This window comes from Pseudomonas sp. UBA2684 (genome assembly GCA_002354655.1).
In the GTDB taxonomy this organism is placed as follows: domain Bacteria; phylum Pseudomonadota; class Gammaproteobacteria; order Pseudomonadales; family Pseudomonadaceae; genus Aquipseudomonas.
Map to the genome: position 1 here is coordinate 1 of DELY01000003.1, position 26,112 is coordinate 26,112.

Consider the following 26,112-nt stretch of genomic DNA (forward strand, 5'->3'; position numbering starts at 1 on the left):
CAGTTTTCGGTCAGCAGCAACAGTCTGCCGGGTGCTGGGTGATACCCCGATGTTAGAAATACTCGATATTCCATCAGCGACTGATAGCCGTCATCGGCGCGGAATGACGCGATGACATAAAAACTGCCAGTGTATGTATGGAGTACCCATAACCCGCCTTCCTGTCCGACACGTAAGATGGTCGAGGTGCGAATCAAGCGTCCATCTGTAAACTGCCCCGAAACTGGATCGGCTCGTACATGACGATGCGTCAGGCCTATACAGCAGCAGGCAATAATGCGGGCTTCAGTTAGATACGCCGTAACCGGTTGGCTGAATGTGCAGTTCATCGCCTCATTCAGTAACTGCTCACCGTGTACAGGCATTGAGCGCATTGTTGCTCCTCAGAGATTGATGATTAGATGCGGGTCGAAGCCTGTGCATTCGCCAGGGTATCCCCTTGGGTTACAAACGATCCGTGTTCCAGCTTCGTGATAGTCAACCGAAGTATGAGAGTGGCCGTGTACCCACAGTGCCACGCGATCCTCGCCAAGTAGATCAATCCAGTCATTTGCATACGCAGCATCAAGATGACCGCCTGCATATGGGCTTCCCGCCAATGAGCGCAGCAGCGGCGCATGATGCGTGATTACCACTGTGGGCCCTGAAAATGGCTCAGCCAGTTTGCTCAGGAGCCATTCACGCGTCCTGTGCGCCTCGGCAGCAAGGTCACTAGGTTTTATGCGCCGGTAGTTCTCACCAGTACGAATCAGGCGGTAATCATTCATTGAACTCTGTGCTGTGATCGACGCCAACGGCGTGTTTCCTGTCGCGGAAAAATCAGTCCACGCCGTCGCGCCTAGAAATCGAACGCCACCTATTTCAACTGCATCTCGATCCAGTACCTGAACATGAGATGCCGCACAGGAACCACGCATTTTCGCCAGTGTTCCTAAGAGGTGTCCGCCGTAGTACTCATGATTTCCGGGTACATAAAGAACGGGGCAGGGAAACGCCCGCATGGCCCAGCTAATTCCCCGAGTCTTTACATCGATATCGCCAGCGAGGATTACGACATCAGCATCGACACCCCTAGGTATGTACGTGTCGAACTCGTTGTGCAAATCTGACAGTAGATGGACCCGCATCATATTTAGCCTGCTGCATAATCAGAAAATACGAGTAACGGTTTTCGCGCTGGCTTGCTTCCGTGTACCGGCACCAAGCAGCAGGTAAACGGTGTGGAGCGTTTTAAAATGAAAGCTTTCCTCAAATACGTGGAGTGGTGACGTGCGGACGAAGTCGCCGACATCCCATCTACGTTCGCTGTCGATGACGACGCCGTGAGCGTATAGGATCACCGGCTGGCGCCTTGTTTTTGCCAGTTCGGAGCGTTGCTCGTCAGTGACATCAAGATCGATCCAGATCCAGTCGCGCACGATGCAGTAATTACCAAACGGAAAGCTGTTCCGTGCATAAGTCATGGCCTCTTCATTCGACATGTCGCTTCCGGCCATGTGCTGGCCTGGTCCGTAGAGCAGGTCAGTCATTGCATCTAGTCCATTCACTGCGTTCGCCCTCATGATGAGACTGTCGGATGCAGGCTCGCCGTTGCAATTCAGCAGTCTGCCAAGATCGCTGACGCGCTTCATTTTTTGGTTATCGGATTGCGGATAAGTTGTTGTAGTCGCCGGAGCGGTTTTTTAGTTTGGGGCGCTAGGTGAAAACCTTAGTTCCCGGTCGGTAAAAATCGAAGCGAGCGTGGCCGGCTCATTTAGGTAGTCCGTTTTTCGTCGGAGCTCCTCGATTGCTAGCTCTATCCTGAGATATTCAAAATTGTTGAATAGCTCCTCCATTGGTACGTGAAATTCTGCACTGCCGGCTTTGGCACACAGAATGTGCAGGATCGCAGCTAGTGGCAGAGACAAGCTGTCGTCATCTTCCGGGCGCTCGGTGGCGAGGTTTTCTAAGCACCTGTCTGTGCTCTGCTGAAGCGCTGTCAGCCAATAGTCGCTGAGGTTGCAGGGTAGTGTTGCCTCTGGCCCACTCATCAGGACTTCTTCTATGAAGCGTTGGAATATTTCTTTATCGCTCATGCTTTTTAACCATCTTTACGTGCGGCTTAGAGGCACTCTGGTATGTCCGTGTTGAGTTAACGGGGAGCGACTTTTTGTGTGAAGTCGAGCAAGCCACGAAGGGTCTTCTCATCCTCGGCCCAGCTTGGGCACAGGGTTGAAATTAATTCCCTGCTCAGGGCGCGCGGTTGATCGATGAGGCCCGAAAACTTCAGCGATATTGATAATCCAGCGTGCTGGAGGAGCATGCTCATGTGTTGCCTGTTATGACGGTCATTCCGTTGAGCGGGGCGGATAAGGTCCAAAAGCGTTGGAATGTCATCGAATAGCAAGCATGGATTGCCACTCACCGGGTCGAGACGGATGTGGATGTCTGATCCAGACAAAAGGCTCAGTACAACCGGTAGTTCGATGTCGAATCGACTTACCAGGCGCTCAAGGGTTAAAAGCAAAACGCGGTTTTTGACATCGAGAAGTGCGGATCGCTCTGGATCGAGAGGGATGATTGTGGAGATGTGCACGACGTTCATATCTGTATACCTGTAATTCAGATATCTGTAATTTAGATATACATTCTGGCTTTGTCAACAGCTGGAATGCGTCTCTGTGGAAAAGTCGATTTATCGAGATGAGAACTTAGTGCTGCTTCGTATGATTAAGCAGTGTCGTACTGAGTCAGGCCTGACGCAGGCGCAGTTCGCTGAAGCATTAGGCCGCCCGCAATCCTTCACCAGTGACATTGAACGTGGCCTTAGAAGACTTGACCTAGTTCAGCTGCGAGACATTTGCCACGTACTAGGTCTCAACCTGGTCGATTTTGTTCAGCGCTACGAAACCGAGCTTTCCTCGAAAGGTGCGAGGGAGTAACTGCGCACCCTCCGTTCAAGTGGCGTCAGTCGCTTCTCGCTGTACGCCGTCCCATGCTGCCGAATACAGAGCAGCAGCATCGTTGCACAGCAATCGGATCGCTTGAATACATCCATTCATTGGCTCGTAGGCAAGCGAGTTTAAATCGGACCCGCTGAGAGCACAGAGCAAATCCAGCACTGCGTTTTGGCGGAGCGTGGCCGCGTCGTAGAGTTCGATGGCTTTGGCGTCGCTGCGAAAGCCGAGCAGGCAGTTGTGCTCGCTGGAGTGTAGTGGGGTAAAGCTTGGGGATGAGTCGCTCGGGTGCATAGGGTGACCTCTAGAGTTTTAGAGACCGCCTGCATCACTTCCACATGATGGGTGGCGGCTGTATGCGGGTGTGGAAGACCGAGACTCTAGGAACTCGGCGCGCCGAAGCGCCCCGCATACAGCCACCATAACAAGTTGCTTCATGGTGCTAGTGATCCTTGAGTCAGGTCTGATGGCCCGCCCAGTCACACTATTCAGCTCTCAGGGGCTGTGCAAGTCCCCACTTTACGTCATCTGGGTGAAAAAGGCCGCCGTCATGAATGGCTTTCAAGATGACGAAAATCGCTTGTGGCAATTTTTGGAGGGAAAGAAAGCTCGCCGATATTTGGGCGGGCCTGTGTCTGTTTTCCGACGAGCGGTATGTGGCTGCCCCGGTATTTTTCTAACGAAGAGTTCATGAGGTGGCAAATCCCTACCCCAATCCTACCCCAGGCCGAATTTCAGGCACAAAAAAGGGCTACGTTTTCACGTAACCCTTTGTTTTGTATGGTGCCGGCACCAGGAATCGAACCCGGGACCTACTGATTACAAGTCAGTTGCTCTACCAGCTGAGCTATACCGGCATTTGAGGGTCGCCATTATATCCATTCGTTTGCCTGAGTAAAGCCGTCTGCGAGCAGTTTGGTGCTGGTCTGGCTATCAGTAGCAAAATCCTTATGCACAAGTGGGAGGCGTGTGGCGCGGTCGTGCGCGGTTTCTGTGCGGCAGCTCACGGATAATTGTAAATGGCTGTTTTTATTGATTTTTATCTTTAGATCAAAAAACGATCAGTTGCTTTGGGGGCCTATAAGCCCGGCCTTGTGAGTGGTTGCCCAGAATCTATCAACACACTTATCCACAGTTTATGTGGGCAAATCAGGCGCGTTCGGCGAGCAGTAGCAGGTTGCGCGGGGTGAGCTGGCGGGGGCAGAAGCTGCCGAGGTGCACGGCAAAGCCTTGTTCGTTCAGGTACAGGCCACGGTCGAGTAGTAGCCACAACTCCAGCGGGCGGCGGAACAGGGCGCGCAACAGTTCGAGATTGCGTACCTGGGCCAGTCGTTGCCAGCCTTGGCTTTCCAGCGCCGCCCAGTCGTATGCACGGCTGGGCGTGGGCAGGGCTTTGAGGGCGGCGAGGTCTTGGCAGTAGTCGGCGAAGTCTTTTGCCAGCCAGGCTGGCGGTAACGAGGGGGTGGGCAGGTAGTCGTCGATGCCGCGCAGTTGCCGTTGCAGGATGTCGAAGCCCAGTCGTCTGGCCATGGAGCAGTCGCGCTGGCGGCGCACCCTGGCGCCTGCGGTAACGGTTTCGCTCAGGGGGAGGGCGAGGTCGTCGAGCGACAGGTGCAAGGCCGAAGCCTTGGCTGTCTCGGATAACGCCTGGTAGGTCGGTGTGCTGATGCGGTTATAGCAGCAGGGGGCCACAGCGAGTTGTTGGCAGCCGGCGGCGCTGGCCAGTTGCAGCAGGCGCACATGCAGGTCGCCGCAGGCGTGCAGGGCGACAGGGGTGTGTTCGGCTTTGAGGCGCGCGCCGGCATTGTCGGCCAGCACATCCTGTGCGATGTGGCTGGCGCTCAGGTTCAGCTTGGCGCTTAGCTGTTGCCCGCTGCGCACCAGCTCCGGGTTGTGTTCCAGGCATGTCAGCGCTTGCCCTTCGTGGCTCAATAGGCGGCCGAGGTGGCCCTTGCCAGCGCACCAGTCGAGCCAGTGTTGCGGCGCCTGTTGAAAGTGCAGGCGGCTGGCGAAGGCTTGGATTTGTTGCCACTTGCGCCCAGGCACATCGACGGAGAAGCGCGCTGGCAGTGGGCGCAGCGGCTGCTGTGGCAGCTCGCCGACTCGGCTCAGGGCGCAGGCCTGGCTGGCCAGCTCGCGGAAGGGCGCGGGGGCGTCCAGTTGGTGCGGTTGGTTGTGTGCGGCCTCGGCCTCTTCCAGGCTGCGCGATCTGAGCCATTGGGCCAGTTCAGGGTGTTCGGTCTCCCACGGCAATTGCCGGTGAGTGAACGGCCGTGGCCGCCACAGCGATTGGTGGGTGACGAGGAAGTGCTCCAGCGCTTGAAAGCGCTGAAGCAAGGCGTCGCCGCTAAGGGGGTGGTCGTTCATGGCAGTGTGCGGCCAAGCCCCTTGGCGTCAGCGGCCCTGGCAGGCGTCGACGCGCAGCCAGCGCTCCAGCAGTTTGAAGGCGCGCACCAGCAAGAAGGCGATCAGCAGGTAGAACATGCCCGCAGCAAAGAATATTTCCACCGGCAAGTAGGTGCGCGCGATGATCGTGCGCGCCATGCCGGTCAGTTCAAGCAAGGTCACGGTGCTGGCCAGGGCGCTGGCCTTGAGCATCAGAATCACTTCGTTGCTGTAGGCCGGCAGGCCGATGCGCGCGGCACGCGGCAGGATGATGTGCAGCATGGCCTGGGCGCGCGACATGCCCAGCGCGCGCGCGGCTTCCACTTCGCCCTGCGGCACGGCCTGGATGGCACCGCGCAGGATTTCCGCGATATACGCGGCGGTGTGCAGGGTCATGGTCAGGATCGCGCACCAGTATGGGTCGCGCAGGTAGGGCCAGAGCGGGCCCTGGCGCACTGCGTCGAACTGCGCCAGGCCGTAGTAGACCAGGAACAGCTGCACCAGCAGTGGGGTGCCGCGGAAGAAGAAGATGTAGCCGTAGGGCACGGCGCGCACGTACCAGTGTTTCGAGGCGCGGGCGATGCCCATGGGCAGGGCCAGGATCAACCCGGCGATTACGGCGATAGCCACCAGTTCGAGGGTCAGCAGGGCGCCCTCGGTCAGGCGCGGCAGCCATTTGATGATGACTTCCCAGTTCATGCGGCGCTCCTGATGAAACCACGACTGGCGCGCTTCTCAAGGAAGTGCAGTCCGATCATGGCGAGCACGGTGAGGCCCAGATAAATGAAGGCGGCGACCAGGAAGAAGGTGAACGGCTCTTTGCTCGACGTCACGGCGATTTGCGAGCGGCGCATGATCTCGTTCAGGCCGATCACCGAAACCAGCGCGGTGTCCTTCATCAGGATCATGAACAGGTTGCTCAAACCGGGCAGGGCGATGCGCCACATCTGCGGCAGGATCAGGCGCCAGAAAATCCGTGGTTTGGACAGCCCCAGGGCCTGGCCGGCTTCGCGGTGGCCTTTGGGGATGGCCAGAATGGCGCCACGAAACACTTCGGTGGCGTAGGCGCCGAAACAGATGCCGAGGGCGATGGTGCCGGCGGCGAAGGCCGAGAGTTCGAGGCTCTGCAGCCCGAGCAGGTCAGCCAGGTTGCGCATCAGGTTGACCGTGCCGAAATAGATCAGCAATACCCAGAGCAGTTCGGGGATGCCGCGCACGATGGTCGAGTAAGTACCGCCAAGCCATTGCAGCGGCTTGTACGGGGAAGTCTTGGCAAGGGCGCCGAGCAGGCCGAGCACCAGACCCAGGCTCAGCGCACTGAGCGCCAGCTTGATGGTCATCAGGGTGCCGGCGGCCAGGGCCGGGCCGAATCCGTAGAGGTCGAGAGTCATGGGGGCTCAGAAGCCTGCGCCGCCCGGGTGGGCGACGCAGAGCTGGCTGCTTAGTAGATGCTGAACGGGAAGTACTTGTCGTTGATCTTCTTGTAGGTGCCGTCGGCCACGATCTCTTGCAGCGCGGTGTTCAGCTTGTCGCGCAGAGCGTCGCCCTTGCGTACGGCGATACCGATCTTGTCGTTATCGAATACTGGGTCACCCTTGAACTCGAAGCTCTTGCCGGCATCGCTCTTCAGCCATTCCCAGTTGACGAAGGTGTCTGCCAGCACGCCATCGAGGCGGCCCGAGGACAGGTCGAGGTAGGCGTTTTCCTGGGTGTCGTAGAGCTTGATGTCGACCACGCCGTTCAGGTTGTCTTCCAGCCAGGTGCCAGCGATGGTCGCGCGCTGGGCGCCGATGACCTTGCCTTTCAAGCTGGCCTTGTCAGTCTTGAAGTCACCGCCTTTCGGGGCGATGAACTGCAGCTTGTTGGTGTAGTAGGGTTCGGTGAAGTCGACCGCCGCCTTGCGCTCTTCGGTGATCGACATCGAGGCCACCAGGAAGTCGAATTTCTTGGCGTTCAGGGCCGGGATGATGCCGTCCCAGTCGGAGGTGACCACTTCGCACTCGGCCTTCATCTTGGCGCACAGGGCCTGGGCGATTTCCACGTCGAAACCACCGACCTGGCCGCTGGCGTCGATCAGGTTGAACGGTGGGTAGGCGCCTTCGGTACCGATTTTCAGTTTGTCAGCAGCGACGGCGCTGGTGCCGAAAGCCAGGGTGGCGGCAGCGGCCAGCAGGATCTTCTTGTAGTTCTGCATGCGATGTTGCTCCGTGTTTAGCGATTGCTGGACATGAATTGTTTACAGCGTGCCGAGTTCGGGGTGTCGAACACCTGCTCGGGCGAACCCTGTTCCTCCACCAGGCCCTGATGGAGGAACACCACTTCACTGGAAACCTGACGGGCAAAGCCCATTTCGTGGGTCACCAGCAGCATGGTGCGGCCTTCCTCGGCGAGCGCGCGAATCACATTAAGCACTTCTTGTACCATCTCCGGGTCGAGTGCCGAGGTCGGCTCATCGAACAGGATCACTTTCGGCTGCATGGCCAAGGTGCGGGCAATCGCCGCGCGTTGTTGCTGGCCGCCGGACAATTGGTTCGGGTACACGTGGCGCTTGTCGGAGATGCCGACCTTGGCCAGCAGCGCCTCGGCGCGCTCGGTGGCTTCAGCCTTGCTCAGGCCGAGCACGCGGCGCGGCGCCTCGATGATGTTGTCGAGTACGCTCATGTGTGGCCACAGATTGAAATTCTGGAAGACGAAGCCCAGTTCGCTGCGCAGGCGATTGATCTGCTTGCCATCGGCGGCGACCAGGTCGCCATGCTTGCCGGGTTTGAGCTTGAGCTCTTCGCCGGCGACGATGATCTGCCCCTGATTGGGGTTTTCCAGCAGGTTGATGCAGCGCAGGAAGGTCGACTTGCCGGAGCCGGACGAGCCGAGGATGGAGATCACATCGCCATCGCGCGCGGTTAGGGAAATGCCCTTGAGCACTTCGAGGTCGCCGTAGCGTTTGTGCAGATTACGGATTTCCAGCGCGGGCGCAGCCTCGGCCATGGGGTGTCCTCTTCTTGTGCGGGTGCGCTCAGGCGTTACGTGGCCTTCCTGGCGAGCGCCAAGCTAGCATAGCGTTTCGCTGACCGCCAAGCCGTTTACTGGCCATGCAAGGCCGCGTGGCCGTGGGTGTCGCCTCGCCGCAGTTGGCTGTCGCGCCGATGCAATTTGCTTGGCCGCTCGCCCCTGTGGAATAGCCCGGTGCAGGAGCGTGAAATCGCAAGCAATAAAAAACCCCAAGGAATTATCTTCGCTTGGGGTTTTCGGTATTAGTGGTGCCCAGGGACGGAATCGAACCGCCGACACTGGTAGGTATTAGCTAAACCCAGGGTTGCCGCTGCTTTCGAGGCAGGTAAGCGGCTCGAAGTGTACCTGTTTTGCGTACCAATTGTCTCGTCAGGCTAGATCAGTGGGACGCTTGAGGGGATGCAGTGGAGCTCATAGGTAAGGTGTTTGGGGAGAGGGGCACCATGCAGATTAGTCCACTTGATTAAGGTTTCTTCCTTTAGTGATCTTGTGTAGCTAAGGCTTCCAGATATTCTGTTGAGATTAAATGTTCCGTGGTTTGAAAGTGCATGTATTTTGGTTTCGCTAACTTCTATATCTTGGAATGATGTTGTTTCTTCTGGGGTGGTAATTAAATTTTCAGAGAGGTCAATTTTCCATGTCTCTGGGGGAGTGATTGCCCAGTAGCCAACTCCACTCATGGCGAGGTCTTGAAGGTATTTATTTTGAATATTGCTTATGTCTGCTGGTGGTGGGGAGTATACCTCTAATAGATTGATTTCTGGTCTGTCCGTTAGGCTGCATTTTAAATAGATGCTATCCGCAAATAGTTGGGGTGATAGGGTTGTGAGGATTAAGAAGGGGATGTACTTGTTGTGCATTGCAATATCCTTATTATTCAAAATGGTGTCGGCCTAAATATGTCAGGCTCACTTGAGGGAGTGCCTAATGCTTAGAGGTCGAATTGCTCCCCCGCCTTCTCTGCCCATCTCTACCAGTCGCTGCCTCTTTGGCTCTTACTGCTCGTCCTTTTGGCATGGTGCTGCGGTGGAGTAGACGTGGTCAAGCAGCTGCTAGTCGGTCATTAGAGGGCAATGAGTGCTGGCATTTATCATACTGTTGACGAGCGTCTATTGTTTGATATTGTGCGGTCTACGGTTTGATAACAGCAGCTTGCGCTGCCAGGAGTAGGGCGTGAATGTTGTTGCTTACTATCGGGTATCTACGGCTCGGCAGGGAGAGTCGGGGCTTGGTCTTGATGCGCAGCGGGAGTACGTTCGGATAGCAGCTAAGCAGAACGGCTGGGATGTGATAGCTGCTTTTGAGGATAGTGAGTCTGGCGCTGTAGCTCCCGAGAGTCGGGGGCAGTGCCGAGCGGCGTTGGCAATGTGTCGGGAGGTTGGGGCCATCTTGGTCGTGGCTAAGCTAGATCGCTTGAGTCGTGATGTAGAGCATATTGCGGGGTTGCTGAAACTGGTGGATTTCAAGGTGGCCACCATGCCGAATGCAGATAAATTCCAACTCCATCTCTATGCGGCATTGGCTGAGCAAGAGAGGGAGTTTATATCCAGACGTACCAAGGATGCTCTGGCTTCCTTGAAGGCGCGCGCAGAGGCCGGTGATGCGGATGCACAAGCTAAGGTGGAGCGTCGCACAGCGGGCCGTATAGCAGCTAACAGGGCGGGTAACGGAGCCGCTGTCCAGGCGGTGAAGGCCAATGCAGATCAGTACGCGCAAGGGATGCGTAGCGAGGTCAAGGCGGCCTTGTTCGATGGGGTGAATACTTTGCAGGGGTTGGCTGACTGGCTGAATGCCGGTGGGCACAGGACTGCGCGCGGTGCAGTGTTCACGGCTACTGCTGTTAGTCGTCTGATACAGCGTTTGGGCATGTCAATTTCTGCAAGCAATTGAATTGACCCATCTACAGGAAATAGAGCATGCGTACTGCAACCGGCGATCACAGCCGACCTATACCCAGGCCTTAGTGCCAGGGGTAGGGGGTAGTTGATCCGAGGGCAGCAGGGTGAGCGAGCTGCTAAGCGAGCGATCAGCGATGTGAGTTACCAGAACAGCCCCTAGAGACGACTCTCCCATCAATCTATATTGGGGGGAGTTTGAGGGGGGATCTGTCTTAGCTACAGAATGGCTGGCACTGGGGGAAGCTTCCGCAGCTCCTCGGCTATTCGGCTGAGTGGCATGCATCCGTATTCCCTGCTGACGCTGCCGTCAGTGTGGCCGGTGATCGCGTCGTGTATGTCTTCGGGTATGCCTGCCTGTCTGCATAGCGTTTTGAATGTGTGGCGAAAGCCGTGGGCCGGGCTGGCGGTGCTGTCTAGGTTGACGGTCTTACGAAGATAGTTAGCCCAGGCCTTGCCCCAATTCACACTGTAGTAGCCACCTGGGTTGGGTTTGAGCATAGGGAATAGCTGTCCATCGGCTGCCTGGCTGCCGCTGTATTCGAGGAAGCCGAGGGTGATGAGGTCGTCATGTAATGGCACCATTCTGCGGCTGCCTTGATTCTTCACTGTGCGGCCCGCATCGGCCTCTTCCTGCGCCGCCAGGATAGAAAGGCAGGGTACCCCTGCCTCATCGGTCAAAACGTCTCTGGCGGCGAGCTGGGCAAGCTCCTCGCGCCTTGCCCCGGTGTAGTACATGAGCAAGGGGAGCCAGTAGAAGGCCTGTCCAAAATCACTGCGAGGCAGCCGCCATCCATCCTTGGTAAATGCTGGACTGCTGAATATCTTGAGTAGTTCCTTTGCTGAATAGTCTTTGCGGCGTCGAGCGCCTTTGGTGCTTGCTGCTCTTCCTGCCGCCTTGGCGATGCCGGAGGCTTCGATGGGATTCTCTTTGATCCAGTCCATGCGAACGGCATGGCCAAGAACGGCTGATATTGCGCTGAGTTTGTTGTGTACCGTTGCGGGCGATAACGTTGGTAGCTGTTCTGCTTCGGCCTTGGCTATCAGCTCCGGAGCTGTAAGGCTTCCTGCCCCCTTGGCCTTTGTCGGGAACCTGGCAAGTTTTGCCCTGTAGTCTTGAATCGTCCCTCTGTCGATCTTGTTGAGGGGGAGGTTGCCGAACAGTTCGATGAAGCGGCGAACGGTGCTTCCGAACTCGCTCAGGGTTTTGTTGGTGCTGCGGTTGTCGCCATCGTCTAGCCGCTTGGCTTCGCTATAAGCTTGGAATAGCTCAAGTAATGTTTTGCTCTTGGTTGGTGCTTGTGCGATGGATAAGGGCTCTGCATCTAAAACCTTGGGCTGGGTGATCCAGTCGCCGCTATCTCGAAGCTTTGCTATGTCGGATAGGTGAAGCAGGTGACTCCAAAATGCATCGCATAGATCTATCAGCGGGCGGCTGTCGGCGGCGGGGGTGGGTATGTTTTCTGCCTTCAGGGTGCGGAGTACATACGGTAGTGCTGTTTCGCGGGGGTCAAGATCGAAGCCTTCTTCTGTGGCGAAACGCAAGCTTTCCCAAGGCTGATGCTCTATGGCTCCGTGGGGTGTCTCGTGGCTGGTTGACGTGCCTTGTAGCAAGAAGACTTTGAAGTCCCCGGTTTGCTCCAATTGTTGTAGCTCTGATCTGAACCAGCGTGCAGCAAGTTGTTGAATATCTCGGGCGTTCAGTAGAGGGGTGCCCGATAGCTGTGCCCGTGCGAGGGAGAATGCCTCTTCGCTCTTGCACCATTCAGCGGCAAAGCGTGCCTTCGCTTCAATGGGGTCGCGTGTCTGTAGTGATCGCTTGTACTCGCGGCCAAGAGTAGCTTGCAGCCCTTCGGGGGCGCGGCGGCGAATGTAATACACGCCAGTCGTTGGGTGCTTGAAGGGTTGGGCCATGAAGGAACGGCTACGGAGTTTGGATGATCCGGTGATGATACGGCTGGAAGGGTGCATGTGTACCGCCTTTGTGTACCAGATAAGGCGGGCTTAGCTATGTCCCAGAAACAAAAAACCCCTGACTCCGTTAGGAATCAAGGGCTTAGATGTAATGGTGCCCAGGGACGGAATCGAACCGCCGACACGGGGATTTTCAATCCCCTGCTCTACCGACTGAGCTACCTGGGCAACGGGGCGCTATTAGACGGATTTGCCGGGTAGGTGTCAAGCGTGAGTTTGAGAAATATTTAATTAATACGGGCGGTTAGGTTCGGGTGCTGGGAAAAGGCCGGTGGTGCTGGGTAGCCCGGATGCAGTCCCGGGAGACTTTTCAGGTGCCGGGTTTTCCCGGATTCCATCCGGGTTACGACGGTGCTGCGGGGCGGCGGTCGTGGGAGGGGTTGGGCGGCATCCGCTTTAGCCGCGACTGTGCTTGAGGCATGTCGCCGCTAAAGCGCCTCCCACAGTACGAGCTATGCGCTGGGTGGCACGTAGCCTTCCGCTTGGGCGTATTCCTCGCCGGAGAGGAACTTGTCCATCTCGGCTTGGAGGAACTTGCGGTCTTCGGCGTTCATCATGTTCAGGCGCCGTTCGTTGATCAGCAGGGTCTGGTGTTTCTGCCACTCGTCCCAGGCTTGCTTGGAGACGTTGTTGAAGATGTCTTCGCCTTTGGCGCCTGGGTAGGGCGGGCGATCCAGGCCGGGTAGTTCCTGTTTGTGTTTGCGGCACTGTACGGTGCGGGTCATCACGGTTCTCCAGTTGCGAGTGCATCGGCCGCGCGCTTCAGCAGTTTCTTCACTGGGGCGGCGAGGCCCAGGCGCGGCGGGGTGGCGAGGTTATACCAGAGCCAGTCGGCCTCGGCCACGCTGTTGGGCGCGGCTTCGACCTCGATCAGCCAGGGTTCGATGGCCAGTTGGAAGTGGCTGAAGGTGTGGGTCAGGCCGCCCAGTTCGCGGCGGCTGCCCAGGCGCAGGGCGTGCTGGCTGGCCAGTGTTTCCAGGGCGTGCAAGTCGTCCAGCTCCGGCAGGCTCCAGAGGCCGCCCCACAGGCCGCTGGCTGGCCTGCGGTAGAGCAGGATGGCGCCGTCGCGGTTGGCCAGGAGCGGCATCAGGGTGCGTTTCTGCGGCAGCGCCTTGCGCGGCTTGGGAATCGGGTAGCGAATCTCCAGGCCGAGCATGTGCGCCTGGCAGCCGCGTTGCAGTGGGCAGAGCAGGCAGCTGGGTTTGCTGCGGGTACAGAGCGTGGCGCCGAGGTCCATCATCGCCTGGGTGTAGTGGTTCACCCGGGCGTGCGGGGTGAAGCGCTCGGCGACGTCCCATAGCTGTTTGGCGACCTTTGGTTCGCCGGGATAACCCTCTTGCGCGACGTAGCGCGCCAGCACACGCTTGACGTTGCCGTCGAGGATCGCTGCGCGCAGGCCCATGCTCAGGCTGGCGATGGCGCCGGCGGTGGAGCGGCCGATGCCAGGCAGGGCGGTGAGCGCGTCGACATCGCGGGGGAACTCGCCGGCGTGCTCGGCCATGACGATCTGCGCGGTCTTTTGCAGGTTGCGCGCGCGGGTGTAGTAACCCAGCCCGGTCCACAGGTGCAGCACTTCGTCCGCGGGCGCCGCGGCCAGGGCCTGCACCGTTGGTAGGGCCGCCATAAAGCGGTCGAAGTAACCGAGCACGGTGCTGACCTGGGTCTGTTGCAACATGATTTCCGAGACCCACACGCGGTAGGGCGTGATGCCCTGTTGCCAGGGCAGGTCCTTGCGCCCGTGGCGGTCGTACCAGTCGAGTACTGCGGCGGAGAACTGTTCCGGGCTCATCGGTTGAACAAGCCCTTGAGTGCGTCTTTCAGTTCCGGGCTGACCTTGTCGCCGAGTTTCTCTTCGAGCTTCTCGTTGAGCTTGTTGCCGGCCAGTTTGGCGGCGACCTTGCCCATGCCGTCCTGGTCCAGGCGGCAGGCTTTGGCGCCGAGCTCCAGCGGGCCACGGCAGCGCAGCGGCCATTCGATGCCGACGTAGCGCTCGTTAACCTGGCAGGCCGGGTCGGGCATGGCGCGCTGGTCGCCTTCGAGGGTGATGCCGACACGGTAGTCCAGGCCCAGCACGCGCAGGTCGAGGTCGCCGTTGCCGCTGACCGCAAGGCCAGGGATGCGCGCCTTGAGGTCGGGGTTGTTGGCCACGCCGTTGCGCAGGGTCAGGTTGCCTTGCAGGGTCTCGAATGGCGTGTCTTTGCCGCGTGGATCGCCGCTCAGGGCTTTGCGGTTGAGCGTGGCGATGCCTCGGCACAGTTGCTGCTCGAGGTTGGCGTCGACCAGCACGCCGTCGTTGAGCAGGAAGCTGGCGGTGCCGTTGAGGCCGTCGATCCAGGCTTTCTGGCTGTTACCGCTGGTGCTCAGGTTGGCTTGAAAGTCGAGCAGGCCCTTGAGTGGCGCGGGTTGCTCGTCGCTCTTGAGGAATGGCTCGACAGGGATGCGGCTCAGGCGCTTTTGCACGCTTAGCAGCGGGATAGCGGGGCGTGTGTCGATGCTCGCTTTGGCCTCGAACGAGCCGTTGCCGAGGCTGCCGCGGGCGTCTTCGAGGGTCAGCAGGCCGCCTAGGCTCTTGGCCTTGAGGCTGAAGTTGCTGATCGCCTGCTGCTTCACTGTCAGTTGGTCGAGGCCCAGGGCTACATGCAGGTCGAGCGTACGCAGTTGTTCGATCGGCAGCAGCGGTGCGGCGCTCCAGGCTTGCTGGGTCGGCGCGTTGGGCAGCGGTGTGCTGCCGTTCTGTCCGGCGCTGGCGACGCTTTGTTTGACCTCTGCGGTGCGGGCGGCGCTGGCGCTTTTGGCGTCCGGGTTTTTCCCCGGCAGATAGCGGTCGAGGTCCAGGCGGTCGCCCTTGAGCTGCACGCGCAGGGCTTGCTTGGCAAAGTCGGCGACGGCGATCTGCCCGCTGAAGCTGCTGTCGTCGAGCTGCAACTTCAGGTCTTCCAGGGTCAGGCTGTTCGCGGTGCCGTTCAGGCGGGTGACCAGTTCGAACTGGCCGAGGGTTTTATCGTCCTGCATCGGCGGCAATTTCTGGCCGATGCCGCTGAGGAACTCGCGCAGGTTGAGCGGGGCGATGGACAGGCCACCGGTCAATTTGGGGGCTTTATCGAGGTCGCGGACTTTCAGCTCGCCGAGGGCGCGCAGTTGGTTGGCCGAGAGTTTCAGGCCATTCCATTCGGCGACCTGGGCGGCCAGATCGACCAGCAATTGGCCCTGCACGGCGTAGGTCAGGGTCTGCCCGTCGAATGGTTCGCCAGAGGCTTCGCCGGAGAGTTTGGCGTCTTCCAACTGGTAGCGTTTGAGGGCGCGGTCGAAACGCAACTCGCCCTGCAACTCGCTGCGCGCGCGCATGACCGGCTGGTTGGTGCCGAAGAAGGCGCTGAGTTTGACCGGAATATTCGCCCCTTCGCGGATTGCTCCGGTGGTCAGCTGGATGCTTTCGGCGCTGAATTGCTGGCCTTTCTGCGCGTCGCGGTAGTCGATGCGTGCGCTGTTGACGATCAGGCTGTCGATATCCAGCTTGATCGGCGTGTCGCTTGCGGTCGGCTCGCCGCTGGCGCTATCGGGCGTGGCGGGCGTGCTGTCGGCGCTTGCCGTTGGGCTCGGGGCCGCCGGTTTGGCTGGGCGGCCGACGTCTTCCCAGTTGCCACGGCCTTTTTCGTCGCGCTGCAAATTGAGGTTGAGGCCGTCGATGCGGATGTCGCTCATCTGCACTTCTTTGCGCAGCAGCGGCAGCACGCGCACTGACAGGCCGAGCAGGCGCAGGTCGGCGAACGGTTGTTCGGGCGTGGTGGCGCTGGCCAGGGTGGCGTCGGTCAGTTCCAGGCCGAGCCAGGGAAACAGGCTCCAGCCGATGTCGCCGTTGAGGGTCAGTTCCAGGTTGGCCTTTTCCCGGGCCAGCTGGCGAATTTCGTCTTTGTAGTCGTTGGGATCGAACAGGTGGGTCAGGGCAAAGCCCAGGGCCACGATGATCAGCAACAGTCCGAGGAAAAACAGACCCAGGATTTTGCCGAGCGCTTTCATGGACGAATCCTTGTTTGAATGACTGGATAGAAGAGGGCACGAGTATAGCGCCGACCGTGTTTACAGATCGCTGAAAAGGGCCACGCGTTCGGCAATCGCCAGGCTGGCGGTCAGCCCAGGCGACTCGATCCCGAACAAATTGATCAGCCCTGCCAGGCCGTGCTCGGCAGAGGTTTGGATGTGGAAGTCGCTGGCCGGTTCCCCGGGGCCGGCGAGTTTTGGCCGAATGCCACTATAGCCAGGCGTTAGGCGAGCGCTGTCGAGGCCGGGGAAATAGCGGCGGATCGCCGTGGCAAATGGCTCGCGCAAGCGTTCGTCGACGCGGTAATCAATCGTCTCGAGGTAGTGCGTGTCCGGGCCGAAACGCAGTTGGCCGGCCAGGTCCAGGGTGGCGTGAATGCCCAGGCCGGCGGTGTTGGCTTCCGGCATTGGGTAGATCAGGTGTTGGAACGGCGCGCGCCCGCTGTAAGTGAAATAACGACCCTGACACAGATGAAGCGGCGGGATGTGCCTGGTCGCGAGGCCTTCGGTGCGCTGCGCCAGTTGCTGGGCGAACAGGCCGCCAGCGTTGATCACCCGCTGTGCTCTGAGCTGAAACGCCTCGCCACCGCTGATGCCGCTGACGACCCAGCCCGCGGCGCTGGGTTGCAGTCGTTCGACACGGGTGTGCAGCGCCAGTTGCGCGCCCTGGTTTTCCGCGGCGGCGAGCAGCGACTGCAGGTAGGCGTGGCTGTCGATGATTCCGCTGGTGGGCGACAGCAGTGCGGCGACGCCGCGTACGGCGGGCTCCTGCTGCTGCAATTGGTGCTGCGTCAGCGGGTGCAAATCGTTCACGCCACAGGCCGCGGCATTGCTGGCCAGGGCCTCGAGCGTGCTGCGCTCGGCCTCGCTCACCGCCACCAGCAGCTTGCCGATGCGCTTGTGCGCCACCCGGTGTTGCGCGCACCAGGCGTACAGGCGCTCGCGACCTTCCCGGCACAGTTCGGCCTTGAGCGAGCCAGGCGCATAGTAGATACCGGCGTGGATCACCTCGGAATTACGGCTGGAGGTATGGCTGCCGATCAGCGCTTCGGCCTCGACGATCAGGGTGCTCTGCTGCGCCGTGGCCAGGCGCGCGGCGCACGCCAGGCCGAGGGCGCCGGCGCCGATGATCAGGGTGTCGATAGTGTCCATGGCGTCTTCGGTGCTGGGCTTTGGCGGGTTTGGCTGGCGCACATCGCGGGTGGCAGCGTTAGGCTGCGGAGCATAACAATAACGTTAGAGGTGGCTATGAACGTCGCAGTCATGGCGTTTCCGCTGTACATCCTGCTGATGCTGCTGGAGTTGGCCTACGAGCGCCACAGTGGCCGGCACACCTACCGCCTGGCCGATGCCAGCACCAGCATCAACACGGCGGTGCTGCGTGTATTGCTGGAAGGGCCGTTGCGCTTGTTGTTGATCGTGCCATACGCCTGGCTGTACGAGCACGCCCGGCTGCTGGAGTGGGAGGCGAGCTCGCCTTGGCTCTGGCTTGGCGGATTTATCGCCGTGGATTTCTGTTTCTACTGGGCGCACCGCACGTTGCACCGTCACAACCTGTTGTGGGGCGCGCACCAACCGCATCACTCCAGCGAGGATTTCAACCTGTCCACGGCGCTGCGCAAGGGCGCCTTTCAGACCGCTTTCGACTGGCCGTTCTACCTGCCGTTGGCTGTGCTCGGTGTGCCCTTGCCGGTGTTTCTTGTGCTGTTGGGGATTCAGCTGGTCTATCAATTCTGGATTCACACCCAGCATGTCGGCCGTCTCGGCTGGCTGGAACGGGTGCTGATCACCCCGTCGCTGCACCGCGTGCACCACGGCCAGAACGACTGCTACATCGACAAGAATCATGGCGGCGTGTTCATCCTCTGGGACAAGCTGTTCGGCACCTACGCCGAGGAGCGCGAGCCGGTGCGTTATGGGGTGACCACGCCGGTGAGCACCTTCGATCCGATCCGCCTGCAATTCAGTTGGTGGCGTTTGCTCTGGGCCGATGCCGTGGCCACCCGTTCCTGGTGGGACAAGCTGCGCCTGTGGTGGATGCCCACCGGCTGGCGGCCGGCGGATGTGCGCCAGCAGCCGTGGCCGCAGATGGGGGCGGAGAAGTTTACCCGGGCCTATCCCGTCAGGCTGAAGGGCTATGCCTTTGCCCAGTTCCTGATGATCAATGCGCTGACCCTGGTTTTTCTGTTCAGCATCAAACGTGCAGCCGTGTGGGAGCCGTGGTTGCTGGTGCTGGTGATTCTCAGTGGGTGCGTCAGCCTGGGTTTGCTGTTCGAAGGCAAGCGCCAGTTGTGGCTGTTGGAAGGCGTTCGCCTGCTGGCGATGGCCGTGTTGGCGCTCAGTTGGGGGGTGTGGCTGGCGCCTGGGCAGTGGTTGTGGGGTGTGGCTTTGGCGGGGTTGTGCGCAGTTAGCCTGCTCTGGCTGGGCTGGCTGGTGGCGCGCGCGGAAACGGCGCAGCCATTCTCGGGATGAGCCTGGTCCCAGGCGGACAAGCCGGCGGCATGTCGCCTCAGCAGGCTGCCCTTAATTCGTAGCGTGGACATGGCAAAGCCTTGTCCACCAGCGGCACGTGGCGAACAGGCCTCAGAGGCTGTCCAGCGGCAGCCCCGTACGCGTGGCCAGGGCTTGGCACTCCAGGCGATCGAGCGGCGCGGCCAGGCGCAGTGGTTTGTCGGCGGCGCGAGCCAGGCGCTGGGCTTCGTCGAGCAGGCGCTGGGCGACGCCCCGTTGCCGTGTGATGGCGCGTACGCAGACATGCGACAGACGCCAGCTGTGGTCACCTTGCTCCAGCAGGGCGGCGCCGAGCAGGCGGTCGTTGAAGCGCCCGGCGATCAGCGTGCCGTTGGCCAGGGCTGAGTCGATCAGGTTCTGCGCATCGGCATAGGGCGCCAGCAGCCACGGCGGCGCGTCCTGATAAATCTTGCGCAGGTCGATGAGGTCTTGAGTGTTGCCGGCTGGCGGGTGTTCGACGATTACGGGCATTTCGCGGCGGGGCCTGTACGACTAATGGATAATGGGTTGCATCTGCGGTGCGGGCGGCGGCAATGCTACCCTCGTCGCACTTGGCTTCAATTCGCGTCCGCTATCCTGCGCGCGCTTCAGCGCCAATGTCTTGCCTGCAAACCATAACAGAGAATAATTCTATGACTGACGCCCTCGTGCTGGACGGCGCTTCAGCGACGCCTGCGTTCCTGTCCAAGGAACGTATCATCGCGACGCCCGGCTTCAACCGCTGGCTGGTTCCGCCGGCCGCCCTGGCCATCCATTTATGCATCGGCATGGCCTACGGCTTTTCGGTGTTCTGGTTACCGCTGTCCAAGGCGGTAGGTATCGACGCTCCGCTGGCCTGCGCCGCGGATATCGGTTTCTTCGAACAGATCTTCGCCAGCAACTGCGATTGGCAGATTTCCATGCTGGGCTGGATCTACACGCTGTTCTTCGTCTTCCTCGGTTGCTCGGCGGCCGTGTGGGGCGGCTGGCTGGAACATGCTGGCCCGCGCAAGGCCGGTGTGGTGTCGGCGCTGTGCTGGTGCGGCGGTCTGCTGATTTCCGCCTTGGGCATCTACAGCCATCAGATCTGGTTGCTGTGGCTGGGTTCCGGGGTGATCGGCGGTATCGGCTTGGGTCTGGGCTACATCTCGCCGGTGTCGACGCTGATCAAGTGGTTCCCGGACAAGCGCGGCATGGCCACCGGCATGGCGATCATGGGTTTCGGCGGCGGGGCGATGGTCGGTGCGCCGCTGGCGGCCGAGCTGATGAATCACTTCGCCAGCGCTGACGGCGTCGGCGTATGGCAGAGCTTCGTGGTCATGGCGGTGATCTACTTCGTCTTCATGATCGGTGGCGCGCTGGCCTACCGCGTGCCGCCAACCGGCTGGAAACCGGCGGGCTGGAAAGCCCCGCAGAGCAACGCCAGCAACGCGATGATCACCAACCGCCATGTGCATGTCAGCGTGGCCTGGAAAACCCCGCAGTTCCGCCTGATCTGGGCCGTGCTGTGCCTCAATGTGTCGGCCGGTATCGGCATCATCGGCATGGCGTCGCCGCTGTTGCAGGAAGTCTTCGCCGGCCAACTGCTGGGCAACGACCTGGCGTTCAACGAGCTGAGCGCTGCGCAACTTGGCCAGATCGCCGCGATTGCCGCCGGCTTCACCGGTTTGCTCAGTCTGTTCAACATCGGCGGGCGCTTCTTCTGGGCCTCCTGCTCGGATTTCATCGGCCGCAAAGCCACCTACTTCGTGTTCTTCGGCCTGGGCTTCGCGCTCTACTCCGCAGTGCCGTTGCTCGGCCAGCTGGGGAGCCTGGCGCTGTTCGTGCTGGCGTTCTGCGTGATCCTGTCGATGTACGGCGGTGGTTTCGCCACGGTGCCGGCCTACCTGGCCGACCTGTTCGGCACGCAAATGGTCGGCGCCATTCACGGTCGCCTGCTGACCGCCTGGGCTGCTGCCGGCGTGCTCGGGCCGGTGCTGGTCAACTACCTGCGCGAGTACCAGTTGAGCATCGGCGTCGAGCGCGCCGCGGCCTACGACATCACCCTGTACATCCTCGCCGGCCTGCTGGTGCTGGGCTTTATCTGCAACCTGCTGATACGCCCGGTAGCAGACAAGTACTTCATGACCGAAGCCGAGCTGGCCGCCGAGCGTGCGCTCAGCCATGACGCTGGGCGTGGCGAAGTCGCGGTGCTGGAGTGGTCGGCCGACCCGGCGTCCAAGCCGCTGGCCATCGCCGCCTGGCTGGTGGTTGGGCTGCCGCTGGCCTGGGGCATCTGGATCACCCTGCAAAAGACTGCGACGCTGTTCCAGTAAGCCGCGCGCTGCACCCCGAATCCCGCTGGCGCCACCGCGCGTCAGCGGGATTTTTTGTCTCTGCTCGGCTTGCTTCAAGGTTTTGCGCTTATCGGCCTATAATGACCGCCCTTTCGCACAACGATTTTGTGGAGCAGGTGATGGCCGAACGTACGGCATCCGTCGAGCGCAATACCCTGGAGACCCAGATCAAGGTCTCGATCAACCTGGATGGCACGGGCAAGGCCCGTTTCGATATCGGCGTGCCGTTCCTTGAGCACATGCTCGACCAGATCGCCCGCCACGGTCTGATCGACCTGGATATCGAGTGCAAAGGCGACCTGCATATCGACGACCATCACACCGTGGAAGACGTCGGCATCACCCTCGGCCAGGCGTTCACCAAGGCCATCGGCGACAAGAAAGGCATGACCCGTTACGGCCATTCCTATGTGCCGCTGGATGAAGCGCTGTCGCGCGTGGTGATCGATTTCTCCGGTCGTCCGGGCCTGCAGATGCACGTGCCATTCACCCGCGCGGTGGTCGGCGGCTTCGACGTCGACCTGTTCCAGGAGTTCTTCCAGGGCTTCGTCAACCACGCCCTGGTCAGCCTGCATATCGACAACCTGCGCGGCACCAACACTCACCACCAGATCGAGACGGTGTTCAAAGCCTTCGGTCGCGCCCTGCGCATGGCCACCGAGCTGGACCCGCGCATGGCCGGGCAGATGCCGTCGACCAAGGGTTGTCTGTAAATGCAGACAGTTGCAGTAATCGACTACGGCATGGGCAACCTGCACTCGGTGGCTAAGGCCCTCGAACACGTGGGGGCCGGCAAGGTGCTGGTGACCAGCGATGCCCAGGTGATTCGCGAAGCCGACCGCGTGGTATTCCCCGGGGTTGGCGCGATTCGCGATTGCATGGCTGAAATCCGTCGTCTGGGTTTCGATGAGCTGGTCCGTGAAGTCAGCCAGGATCGGCCGTTCCTCGGCATCTGCGTGGGCATGCAGGCCTTGCTTGAGCGCAGCGAAGAGAACGACGGCGTTGACTGCATTGGCCTGTTCCCCGGCCAAGTGCGCTTTTTCGGCAAGGGCATGGTCGAGGACGGCGAGCCGCTGAAAGTGCCGCACATGGGCTGGAACGAAGTCGCGCAGTCGATCAAGCATCCGCTGTGGCACGACATCCCGGATTTGGCGCGCTTCTACTTCGTGCACAGCTACTACATCGAGGCCGGCAACCCCACGCAGGTGGTCGGTCGCGGTCATTACGGCAAGGATTTCGCCGCGGCGCTGGCCGAAGGCTCGCGTTTTGCCGTGCAATTCCACCCGGAGAAGAGCCACACCCATGGCCTGCAATTGCTGCAGAACTTCGTCGCCTGGGATGGTCGCTGGTAAATGAGCCGGGCGAAGAAAGAGCCGATTTTGGCGCTCGACAGTGCCCAGGAGCAGGCTGCGTTGCAGCTGCTCAAGCGCTTTTTGGCCGAGCGTTTCGAGTTGCAGCTGGGCTCCTTCGAGGTGCAGGAAGTGCTCGACCTCTTTGCCCGCGAGATTGCTCCGTATTACTACAACAAGGCGATTCTCGATGTGCAGGCGCACCTGAAAGACAGGTTCGAAAGCATCGAAAGCGACCTCTGGGCGCTGGAAAAGAGCTGACCCACCGAATTCAAATGACTTGAGCAGGTTCAACCGATGCTGATTATCCCCGCTATCGATCTGAAGGACGGCGCTTGTGTGCGTCTGCGCCAGGGCCGCATGGACGATTCCACGGTGTTTTCCGATGACCCGGTGAGCATGGCCGCCAAGTGGGTCGAGGGCGGCTGTCGTCGGCTGCACCTGGTCGACCTGAATGGTGCCTTCGAAGGTCAGCCGGTCAATGGCGAGGTGGTCACCGCCATCGCCAAGCGTTACCCGCACCTGCCGATCCAGATCGGCGGCGGCATCCGCTCGCTGGAAACCATCGAGCATTACGTCAAAGCCGGCGTCAGCTACGTGATCATCGGCACCAAGGCGGTGAAAGATCCACAGTTCGTGACGGACGCCTGCAAGGCCTTCCCGGGCAAGGTCATCGTTGGCCTGGATGCCAAGGACGGTTTCGTCGCCACCGACGGCTGGGCCGAAGTCAGCAGCGTACAGGCGGTCGATCTGGCGCGGCGTTTCGAGGCCGACGGGGTGTCCGCCATCGTTTATACCGACATCGCCAAAGACGGCATGATGCAGGGTTGTAACGTCGAGGCCACCGTGGCCCTGGCCGCCGCCAGCCGCATCCCGGTGATCGCTTCCGGTGGCATCCACAACCTCGGCGATATCGAGAAGCTGTTGTTGGCGCGCTCGCCGGGCATCATCGGTGCGATCACCGGCCGGGCGATCTACGAAGGCACCCTGGATGTTGCCGAAGCCCAGGCCTTCTGCGATAGCTACACAGGCTAAGCCGTAGGATGGGTTAGCCGCGCAGCGGCGTAACCCATCGCCAACCACCCGATCGATGGGTATCGCTGCGCTCGCGGAGCGCCGCCCGACCCATTCTACGAGAGCACCGCCATGGCCCTTGCCAAACGCATCATCCCCTGCCTCGACGTCGACAACGGCCGCGTGGTCAAGGGCGTGCAGTTCGAGAACATCCGCGACGCCGGCGATCCGGTGGAAATCGCGCGCCGCTACAACGAGCAGGGCGCCGACGAGATTACCTTTCTCGACATCACCGCCAGCGTCGACGGCCGTGACACCACCTTGCATACCGTCGAGCGCATGGCCAGCCAGGTGTTTATCCCGCTGACCGTCGGCGGTGGCGTGCGTACCGTGCAGGACATCCGCAACCTGCTGAATGCCGGTGCGGACAAGGTCTCGATCAACACCGCCGCGGTGTTCACCCCGGAGTTTGTCGGCGAGGCGGCGTCGCGCTTCGGCTCGCAGTGCATCGTGGTCGCCATCGATGCGAAGAAGGTCTCCAAGCCCGGTGAAACCCCGCGCTGGGAAATCTTCACCCACGGCGGGCGCAAGCCGACCGGCCTGGACGCGGTGCTCTGGGCGAAGAAGATGGAAGACCTCGGTGCCGGCGAAATCCTCCTCACCAGCATGGATCAGGACGGCGTCAAAAGCGGCTACGACCTTGGCGTCACCCGCGCCATTTCCGAGGCCGTGGGCATTCCGGTGATCGCCTCCGGCGGTGTCGGCAATCTGCAACATCTGGCCGCCGGGATTCTCGAAGGCAAGGCAGCGGCGGTGTTGGCCGCGAGCATCTTCCACTTCGGCGAATACACCGTGCCGGAAGCCAAGGCCTACCTGGCCAGCCGCGGTATCGTGGTGCGCTGAGTCGTGCCGTGCGCCATCGCAGAGCGACGTAGCGCAATGATATGAACATCCGGGTTTGGTCTGTGGCCAAACCGGGCTAAGCTGAGCGCCTCCTTTGAATAAATCCTGACTCTGTAGGTTGTGGCTTATGTGGAAACGTTTGTGGCTGGCCTGTGCTGGCGCGCTGTTGCTGATGTCGGGCGCGCTGCGCGCTGAAATCGATCCGAACTACAACCTGGTGTTGCTGACGGAGAATTTCCCGCCGTACAACATGGCCATCAACGGCAAGAACTTCGCTCAGGAAGACAATATCGACGGCATCGCCGTGGATATCGTGCGCGAAATGTTCAAGCGTGCCGGGATCAAATACAGCCTGACCCTGCGCTTCCCCTGGGACCGCATCTACAAGCTGGCGCTGGAAAAGCCGGGCTATGGCGTATTCGTCACCGCGCGTCTGCCGGAGCGCGAAGAGTTGTTCAAATGGGTCGGCCCAATCGGGCCGGACGATTGGGTGCTGCTCGGCAAGAGCGACAGCCCGATCACCCTTAAAAGCCTGGAAGATGCCAAGCAATACAAGGTGGGCGCCTACAAGGGCGACGCGATTGCCGAGCACTTGCAGCAGCAGGGTCTGCAACCGCTGACCGCCCTGCGCGACCAGGAAAACGCCAAGAAGCTGATGGCCGGGCAGATCGACCTGTGGGCCACTGGCGATCCGGCGGGGCGCTACCTGGCCAAGCAGGAAGGCATTTCCGGACTGAAGACCATCCTGCGCTTCGACAGCGCCGAACTCTACCTGGCGCTGAACAAAGACGTGCCGGACGAGGTGGTACAGAAGCTGCAAGCTGAGCTGGACAAAATGCGCGGCGAAGGATTCGTCGACGACATTCTCAGCAGCTACCTGTAAGACCCAGAGGGCCGGCCACAAGCCGGCCCTCTGCCATGGATGGTTGACGCCAAGCCTCATACGTCGCCGGGCACAAGCCCGAGCAGGGAAGCCGCTAGCCATAATCACAATTCATGCGAGCGGGAAGACCTATGTTGAAAACTCTGAAGTGCAGTGTGTTGTTCGGGCTACTCCTTAGTGCCTGCGCGGCCCAGGCTGAGCTACCGGCCGACTATAAAGTGGTACTGCTGACCGAAAACTTCCCGCCGTTCAACATGGCGGTCGACGACAAGAACTTCGCCCGTGACGACGGCATCGACGGCATCAGCGCGGAAATCGTCCGCGAGATGTTCAAGCGCGCCAACATCAACTACACCCTGACCCTGCGCTTCCCTTGGGATCGGCTCTATCGCCTGACTCTGGATAAGGCGAATTACGGCCTGTTCTCCACCACGTTCACCGCAGAGCGCCAACCGCTGTTCAAGTGGGTCGGGCCGATTGCCAAGACCGGTTGGGTGCTGCTCGCCGCGCCGGGTAATAACCTCAGCGTGCCGAACCTGAAGGATGCCGGGCAATACACCGTCGGCGCCTACAAGAACGACGCCGTCAGCCAGCACCTGGAAAGCCAGGGGCTGAAGCCGGTCAACGCGCTGCGCGACCAGGAAAACGTGAAGAAACTGCTCAGCGGCAAGATCGACCTGTGGGCCACCACCGACCCGGTCGGTCGCTACCTGGCCAAGCAGGAAGGCGTCAGCGGCCTGACCACCGTGCTGCGCTTCAACGACGCCGAGTTGTACCTGGCGCTGAACAAGGACACCCCGGACGAGGTGGTGCAGCGTCTGCAAAAAGCCTTGGACGAGTTGCGCAGCGAAGGCTTCGTCGACGAGATGACCAACAGCTACCTGTAAGCAGTCCTTGTGC

The 26,112-nt window shown here is 60.5% G+C and carries 28 protein-coding genes and 3 tRNA genes; 11 read left to right on the top strand and 20 right to left on the bottom strand.

Annotation, left to right across the window (positions count from 1 at the left end; all coding sequences use genetic code 11):
* The 5 genes from B3M58_RS01065 to B3M58_RS01085 form a co-directional block, all read right to left on the bottom strand.
* Positions 1 to 374: hypothetical protein (locus tag B3M58_RS01065; protein WP_296216700.1), on the bottom strand; the 374-nt coding region annotated here is incomplete at its 3' end.
* Between the two features lie 9 nt (positions 375 to 383).
* Positions 384 to 1,127 carry a metallophosphoesterase gene (locus B3M58_RS01070; protein WP_296216984.1) on the bottom strand — a complete coding sequence of 248 codons (744 nt, stop codon included), beginning with the start codon at positions 1,125 to 1,127 and terminating at the stop codon, positions 384 to 386.
* Between the two features lie 21 nt (positions 1,128 to 1,148).
* A complete protein-coding gene (locus B3M58_RS01075) occupies positions 1,149 to 1,529 on the bottom strand; it encodes a DUF6957 family protein (protein ID WP_296216701.1) in 381 nt (126 codons plus the stop codon).
* A 153-nt stretch (positions 1,530 to 1,682) separates the two neighbouring features.
* Positions 1,683 to 2,075, bottom strand: coding sequence for a hypothetical protein (locus B3M58_RS01080; RefSeq protein ID WP_296216702.1), 393 nt, complete (start codon positions 2,073 to 2,075; stop codon positions 1,683 to 1,685).
* Positions 2,076 to 2,131: 56 nt separating this feature from the next.
* Positions 2,132 to 2,584, bottom strand: coding sequence for a hypothetical protein (locus tag B3M58_RS01085; RefSeq protein ID WP_296216703.1), 453 nt, complete (start codon positions 2,582 to 2,584; stop codon positions 2,132 to 2,134).
* Positions 2,585 to 2,660: 76 nt separating this feature from the next.
* Between B3M58_RS01085 and B3M58_RS01090 the strand changes: the two genes are divergently transcribed.
* The gene (locus B3M58_RS01090) at positions 2,661 to 2,921 is read left to right on the top strand and encodes a helix-turn-helix domain-containing protein (RefSeq protein WP_296216704.1); all 261 of its coding nucleotides are present in this window, start codon (positions 2,661 to 2,663) and stop codon (positions 2,919 to 2,921) included.
* 796 nt (positions 2,922 to 3,717) lie between these two features.
* Here the strand turns inward: B3M58_RS01090 and B3M58_RS01095 are convergent.
* The 8 genes from B3M58_RS01095 to B3M58_RS01130 form a co-directional block, all read right to left on the bottom strand.
* A tRNA-Thr gene (locus B3M58_RS01095) sits at positions 3,718 to 3,793 on the bottom strand.
* A 292-nt stretch (positions 3,794 to 4,085) separates the two neighbouring features.
* Positions 4,086 to 5,303 (bottom strand): methyltransferase, encoded by a 1,218-nt coding sequence (locus B3M58_RS01100; protein WP_296216705.1) that lies wholly within the window; start codon positions 5,301 to 5,303, stop codon positions 4,086 to 4,088.
* A gap of 27 nt (positions 5,304 to 5,330) precedes the next feature.
* The gene (locus B3M58_RS01105) at positions 5,331 to 6,020 is read right to left on the bottom strand and encodes an ABC transporter permease (protein WP_296216706.1); all 690 of its coding nucleotides are present in this window, start codon (positions 6,018 to 6,020) and stop codon (positions 5,331 to 5,333) included.
* Positions 6,017 to 6,712, bottom strand: coding sequence for an ABC transporter permease (locus B3M58_RS01110; RefSeq protein WP_296216707.1), 696 nt, complete (start codon positions 6,710 to 6,712; stop codon positions 6,017 to 6,019). Before B3M58_RS01110 ends, B3M58_RS01105 begins: the two co-directional genes overlap by 4 nt.
* Positions 6,713 to 6,762: 50 nt before the next feature.
* Positions 6,763 to 7,515 (bottom strand): ABC transporter substrate-binding protein, encoded by a 753-nt coding sequence (locus B3M58_RS01115; RefSeq protein WP_296216708.1) that lies wholly within the window; start codon positions 7,513 to 7,515, stop codon positions 6,763 to 6,765.
* A gap of 17 nt (positions 7,516 to 7,532) precedes the next feature.
* Positions 7,533 to 8,306, bottom strand: a complete 774-nt coding sequence (locus tag B3M58_RS01120) for an ABC transporter ATP-binding protein (protein WP_296216709.1) — start codon at positions 8,304 to 8,306, stop codon at positions 7,533 to 7,535.
* A 270-nt stretch (positions 8,307 to 8,576) separates the two neighbouring features.
* Positions 8,577 to 8,705 (bottom strand) — tRNA-Ser (locus B3M58_RS01125).
* Entirely contained in the window at positions 8,705 to 9,190 is a 486-nt protein-coding gene (locus tag B3M58_RS01130) for a hypothetical protein (RefSeq protein ID WP_296216710.1), read from the bottom strand. Before B3M58_RS01130 ends, B3M58_RS01125 begins: the two co-directional genes overlap by 1 nt.
* A 313-nt stretch (positions 9,191 to 9,503) precedes the next feature.
* Here B3M58_RS01130 and B3M58_RS01135 point away from each other — a divergent pair, with 313 nt between their 5' ends.
* Positions 9,504 to 10,220: a recombinase family protein gene (locus B3M58_RS01135; protein ID WP_296216711.1), complete on the top strand. Its 717-nt coding sequence runs from the start codon at positions 9,504 to 9,506 to the stop codon at positions 10,218 to 10,220.
* A gap of 224 nt (positions 10,221 to 10,444) precedes the next feature.
* Here the strand turns inward: B3M58_RS01135 and B3M58_RS01140 are convergent, their stop codons facing one another.
* From B3M58_RS01140 to B3M58_RS01165, 6 genes are all read right to left on the bottom strand, one after another.
* Entirely contained in the window at positions 10,445 to 12,196 is a 1,752-nt protein-coding gene (locus B3M58_RS01140) for a site-specific integrase (protein WP_296216712.1), read from the bottom strand.
* A gap of 95 nt (positions 12,197 to 12,291) precedes the next feature.
* Positions 12,292 to 12,367: transfer RNA gene (locus tag B3M58_RS01145), tRNA-Phe, on the bottom strand.
* A gap of 284 nt (positions 12,368 to 12,651) precedes the next feature.
* Complete coding sequence (locus B3M58_RS01150) at positions 12,652 to 12,924, bottom strand: oxidative damage protection protein (protein ID WP_296216713.1); 273 nt, start codon at positions 12,922 to 12,924, stop codon at positions 12,652 to 12,654.
* A complete protein-coding gene (gene mutY / locus B3M58_RS01155; RefSeq protein ID WP_296216714.1) occupies positions 12,924 to 13,988 on the bottom strand; it encodes an A/G-specific adenine glycosylase in 1,065 nt (354 codons plus the stop codon). Before mutY ends, B3M58_RS01150 begins: the two co-directional genes overlap by 1 nt.
* Complete coding sequence (locus B3M58_RS01160) at positions 13,985 to 16,216, bottom strand: AsmA family protein (RefSeq protein ID WP_296216715.1); 2,232 nt, start codon at positions 16,214 to 16,216, stop codon at positions 13,985 to 13,987. Before B3M58_RS01160 ends, mutY begins: the two co-directional genes overlap by 4 nt.
* 60 nt (positions 16,217 to 16,276) lie before the next feature.
* The gene (locus tag B3M58_RS01165) at positions 16,277 to 17,389 is read right to left on the bottom strand and encodes an NAD(P)/FAD-dependent oxidoreductase (RefSeq protein WP_296216716.1); all 1,113 of its coding nucleotides are present in this window, start codon (positions 17,387 to 17,389) and stop codon (positions 16,277 to 16,279) included.
* Positions 17,390 to 17,485: 96 nt separating this feature from the next.
* On the opposite strand from B3M58_RS01165, the gene B3M58_RS01170 reads away from it, so the two are divergent.
* A complete protein-coding gene (locus tag B3M58_RS01170) occupies positions 17,486 to 18,709 on the top strand; it encodes a sterol desaturase family protein (protein ID WP_296216717.1) in 1,224 nt (407 codons plus the stop codon).
* 111 nt (positions 18,710 to 18,820) lie between these two features.
* Here B3M58_RS01170 and B3M58_RS01175 read toward each other — a convergent pair whose 3' ends face one another.
* Complete coding sequence (locus B3M58_RS01175) at positions 18,821 to 19,219, bottom strand: acetyl-CoA sensor PanZ family protein (protein ID WP_296216718.1); 399 nt, start codon at positions 19,217 to 19,219, stop codon at positions 18,821 to 18,823.
* Between the two features lie 161 nt (positions 19,220 to 19,380).
* On the opposite strand from B3M58_RS01175, the gene B3M58_RS01180 reads away from it, so the two are divergent.
* From B3M58_RS01180 to B3M58_RS01215, 8 genes are all read left to right on the top strand, one after another.
* Positions 19,381 to 21,042 carry an OFA family MFS transporter gene (locus tag B3M58_RS01180; RefSeq protein WP_296216719.1) on the top strand — a complete coding sequence of 554 codons (1,662 nt, stop codon included), beginning with the start codon at positions 19,381 to 19,383 and terminating at the stop codon, positions 21,040 to 21,042.
* Positions 21,043 to 21,182: 140 nt separating this feature from the next.
* On the top strand, positions 21,183 to 21,776 hold the full coding sequence (gene hisB / locus B3M58_RS01185) for an imidazoleglycerol-phosphate dehydratase HisB (protein WP_296216720.1): 594 nt from the start codon (positions 21,183 to 21,185) through the stop codon (positions 21,774 to 21,776).
* Positions 21,777 to 22,415, top strand: a complete 639-nt coding sequence (hisH, locus tag B3M58_RS01190) for an imidazole glycerol phosphate synthase subunit HisH (RefSeq protein WP_296216721.1) — start codon at positions 21,777 to 21,779, stop codon at positions 22,413 to 22,415. It begins immediately after the preceding gene.
* Entirely contained in the window at positions 22,416 to 22,673 is a 258-nt protein-coding gene (locus B3M58_RS01195; protein ID WP_296216722.1) for a DUF2164 domain-containing protein, read from the top strand. It begins immediately after the preceding gene.
* 36 nt (positions 22,674 to 22,709) lie between these two features.
* The gene (gene hisA, locus B3M58_RS01200) at positions 22,710 to 23,447 is read left to right on the top strand and encodes a 1-(5-phosphoribosyl)-5-[(5-phosphoribosylamino)methylideneamino]imidazole-4-carboxamide isomerase (RefSeq protein WP_296216723.1); all 738 of its coding nucleotides are present in this window, start codon (positions 22,710 to 22,712) and stop codon (positions 23,445 to 23,447) included.
* Between the two features lie 111 nt (positions 23,448 to 23,558).
* A complete protein-coding gene (hisF, locus tag B3M58_RS01205; RefSeq protein ID WP_296216724.1) occupies positions 23,559 to 24,329 on the top strand; it encodes an imidazole glycerol phosphate synthase subunit HisF in 771 nt (256 codons plus the stop codon).
* A gap of 127 nt (positions 24,330 to 24,456) precedes the next feature.
* Complete coding sequence (locus tag B3M58_RS01210; protein WP_296216725.1) at positions 24,457 to 25,212, top strand: substrate-binding periplasmic protein; 756 nt, start codon at positions 24,457 to 24,459, stop codon at positions 25,210 to 25,212.
* 131 nt (positions 25,213 to 25,343) lie between these two features.
* Positions 25,344 to 26,099, top strand: a complete 756-nt coding sequence (locus B3M58_RS01215; protein ID WP_296216726.1) for a substrate-binding periplasmic protein — start codon at positions 25,344 to 25,346, stop codon at positions 26,097 to 26,099.
* Positions 26,100 to 26,112 lie beyond the last annotated feature (13 nt).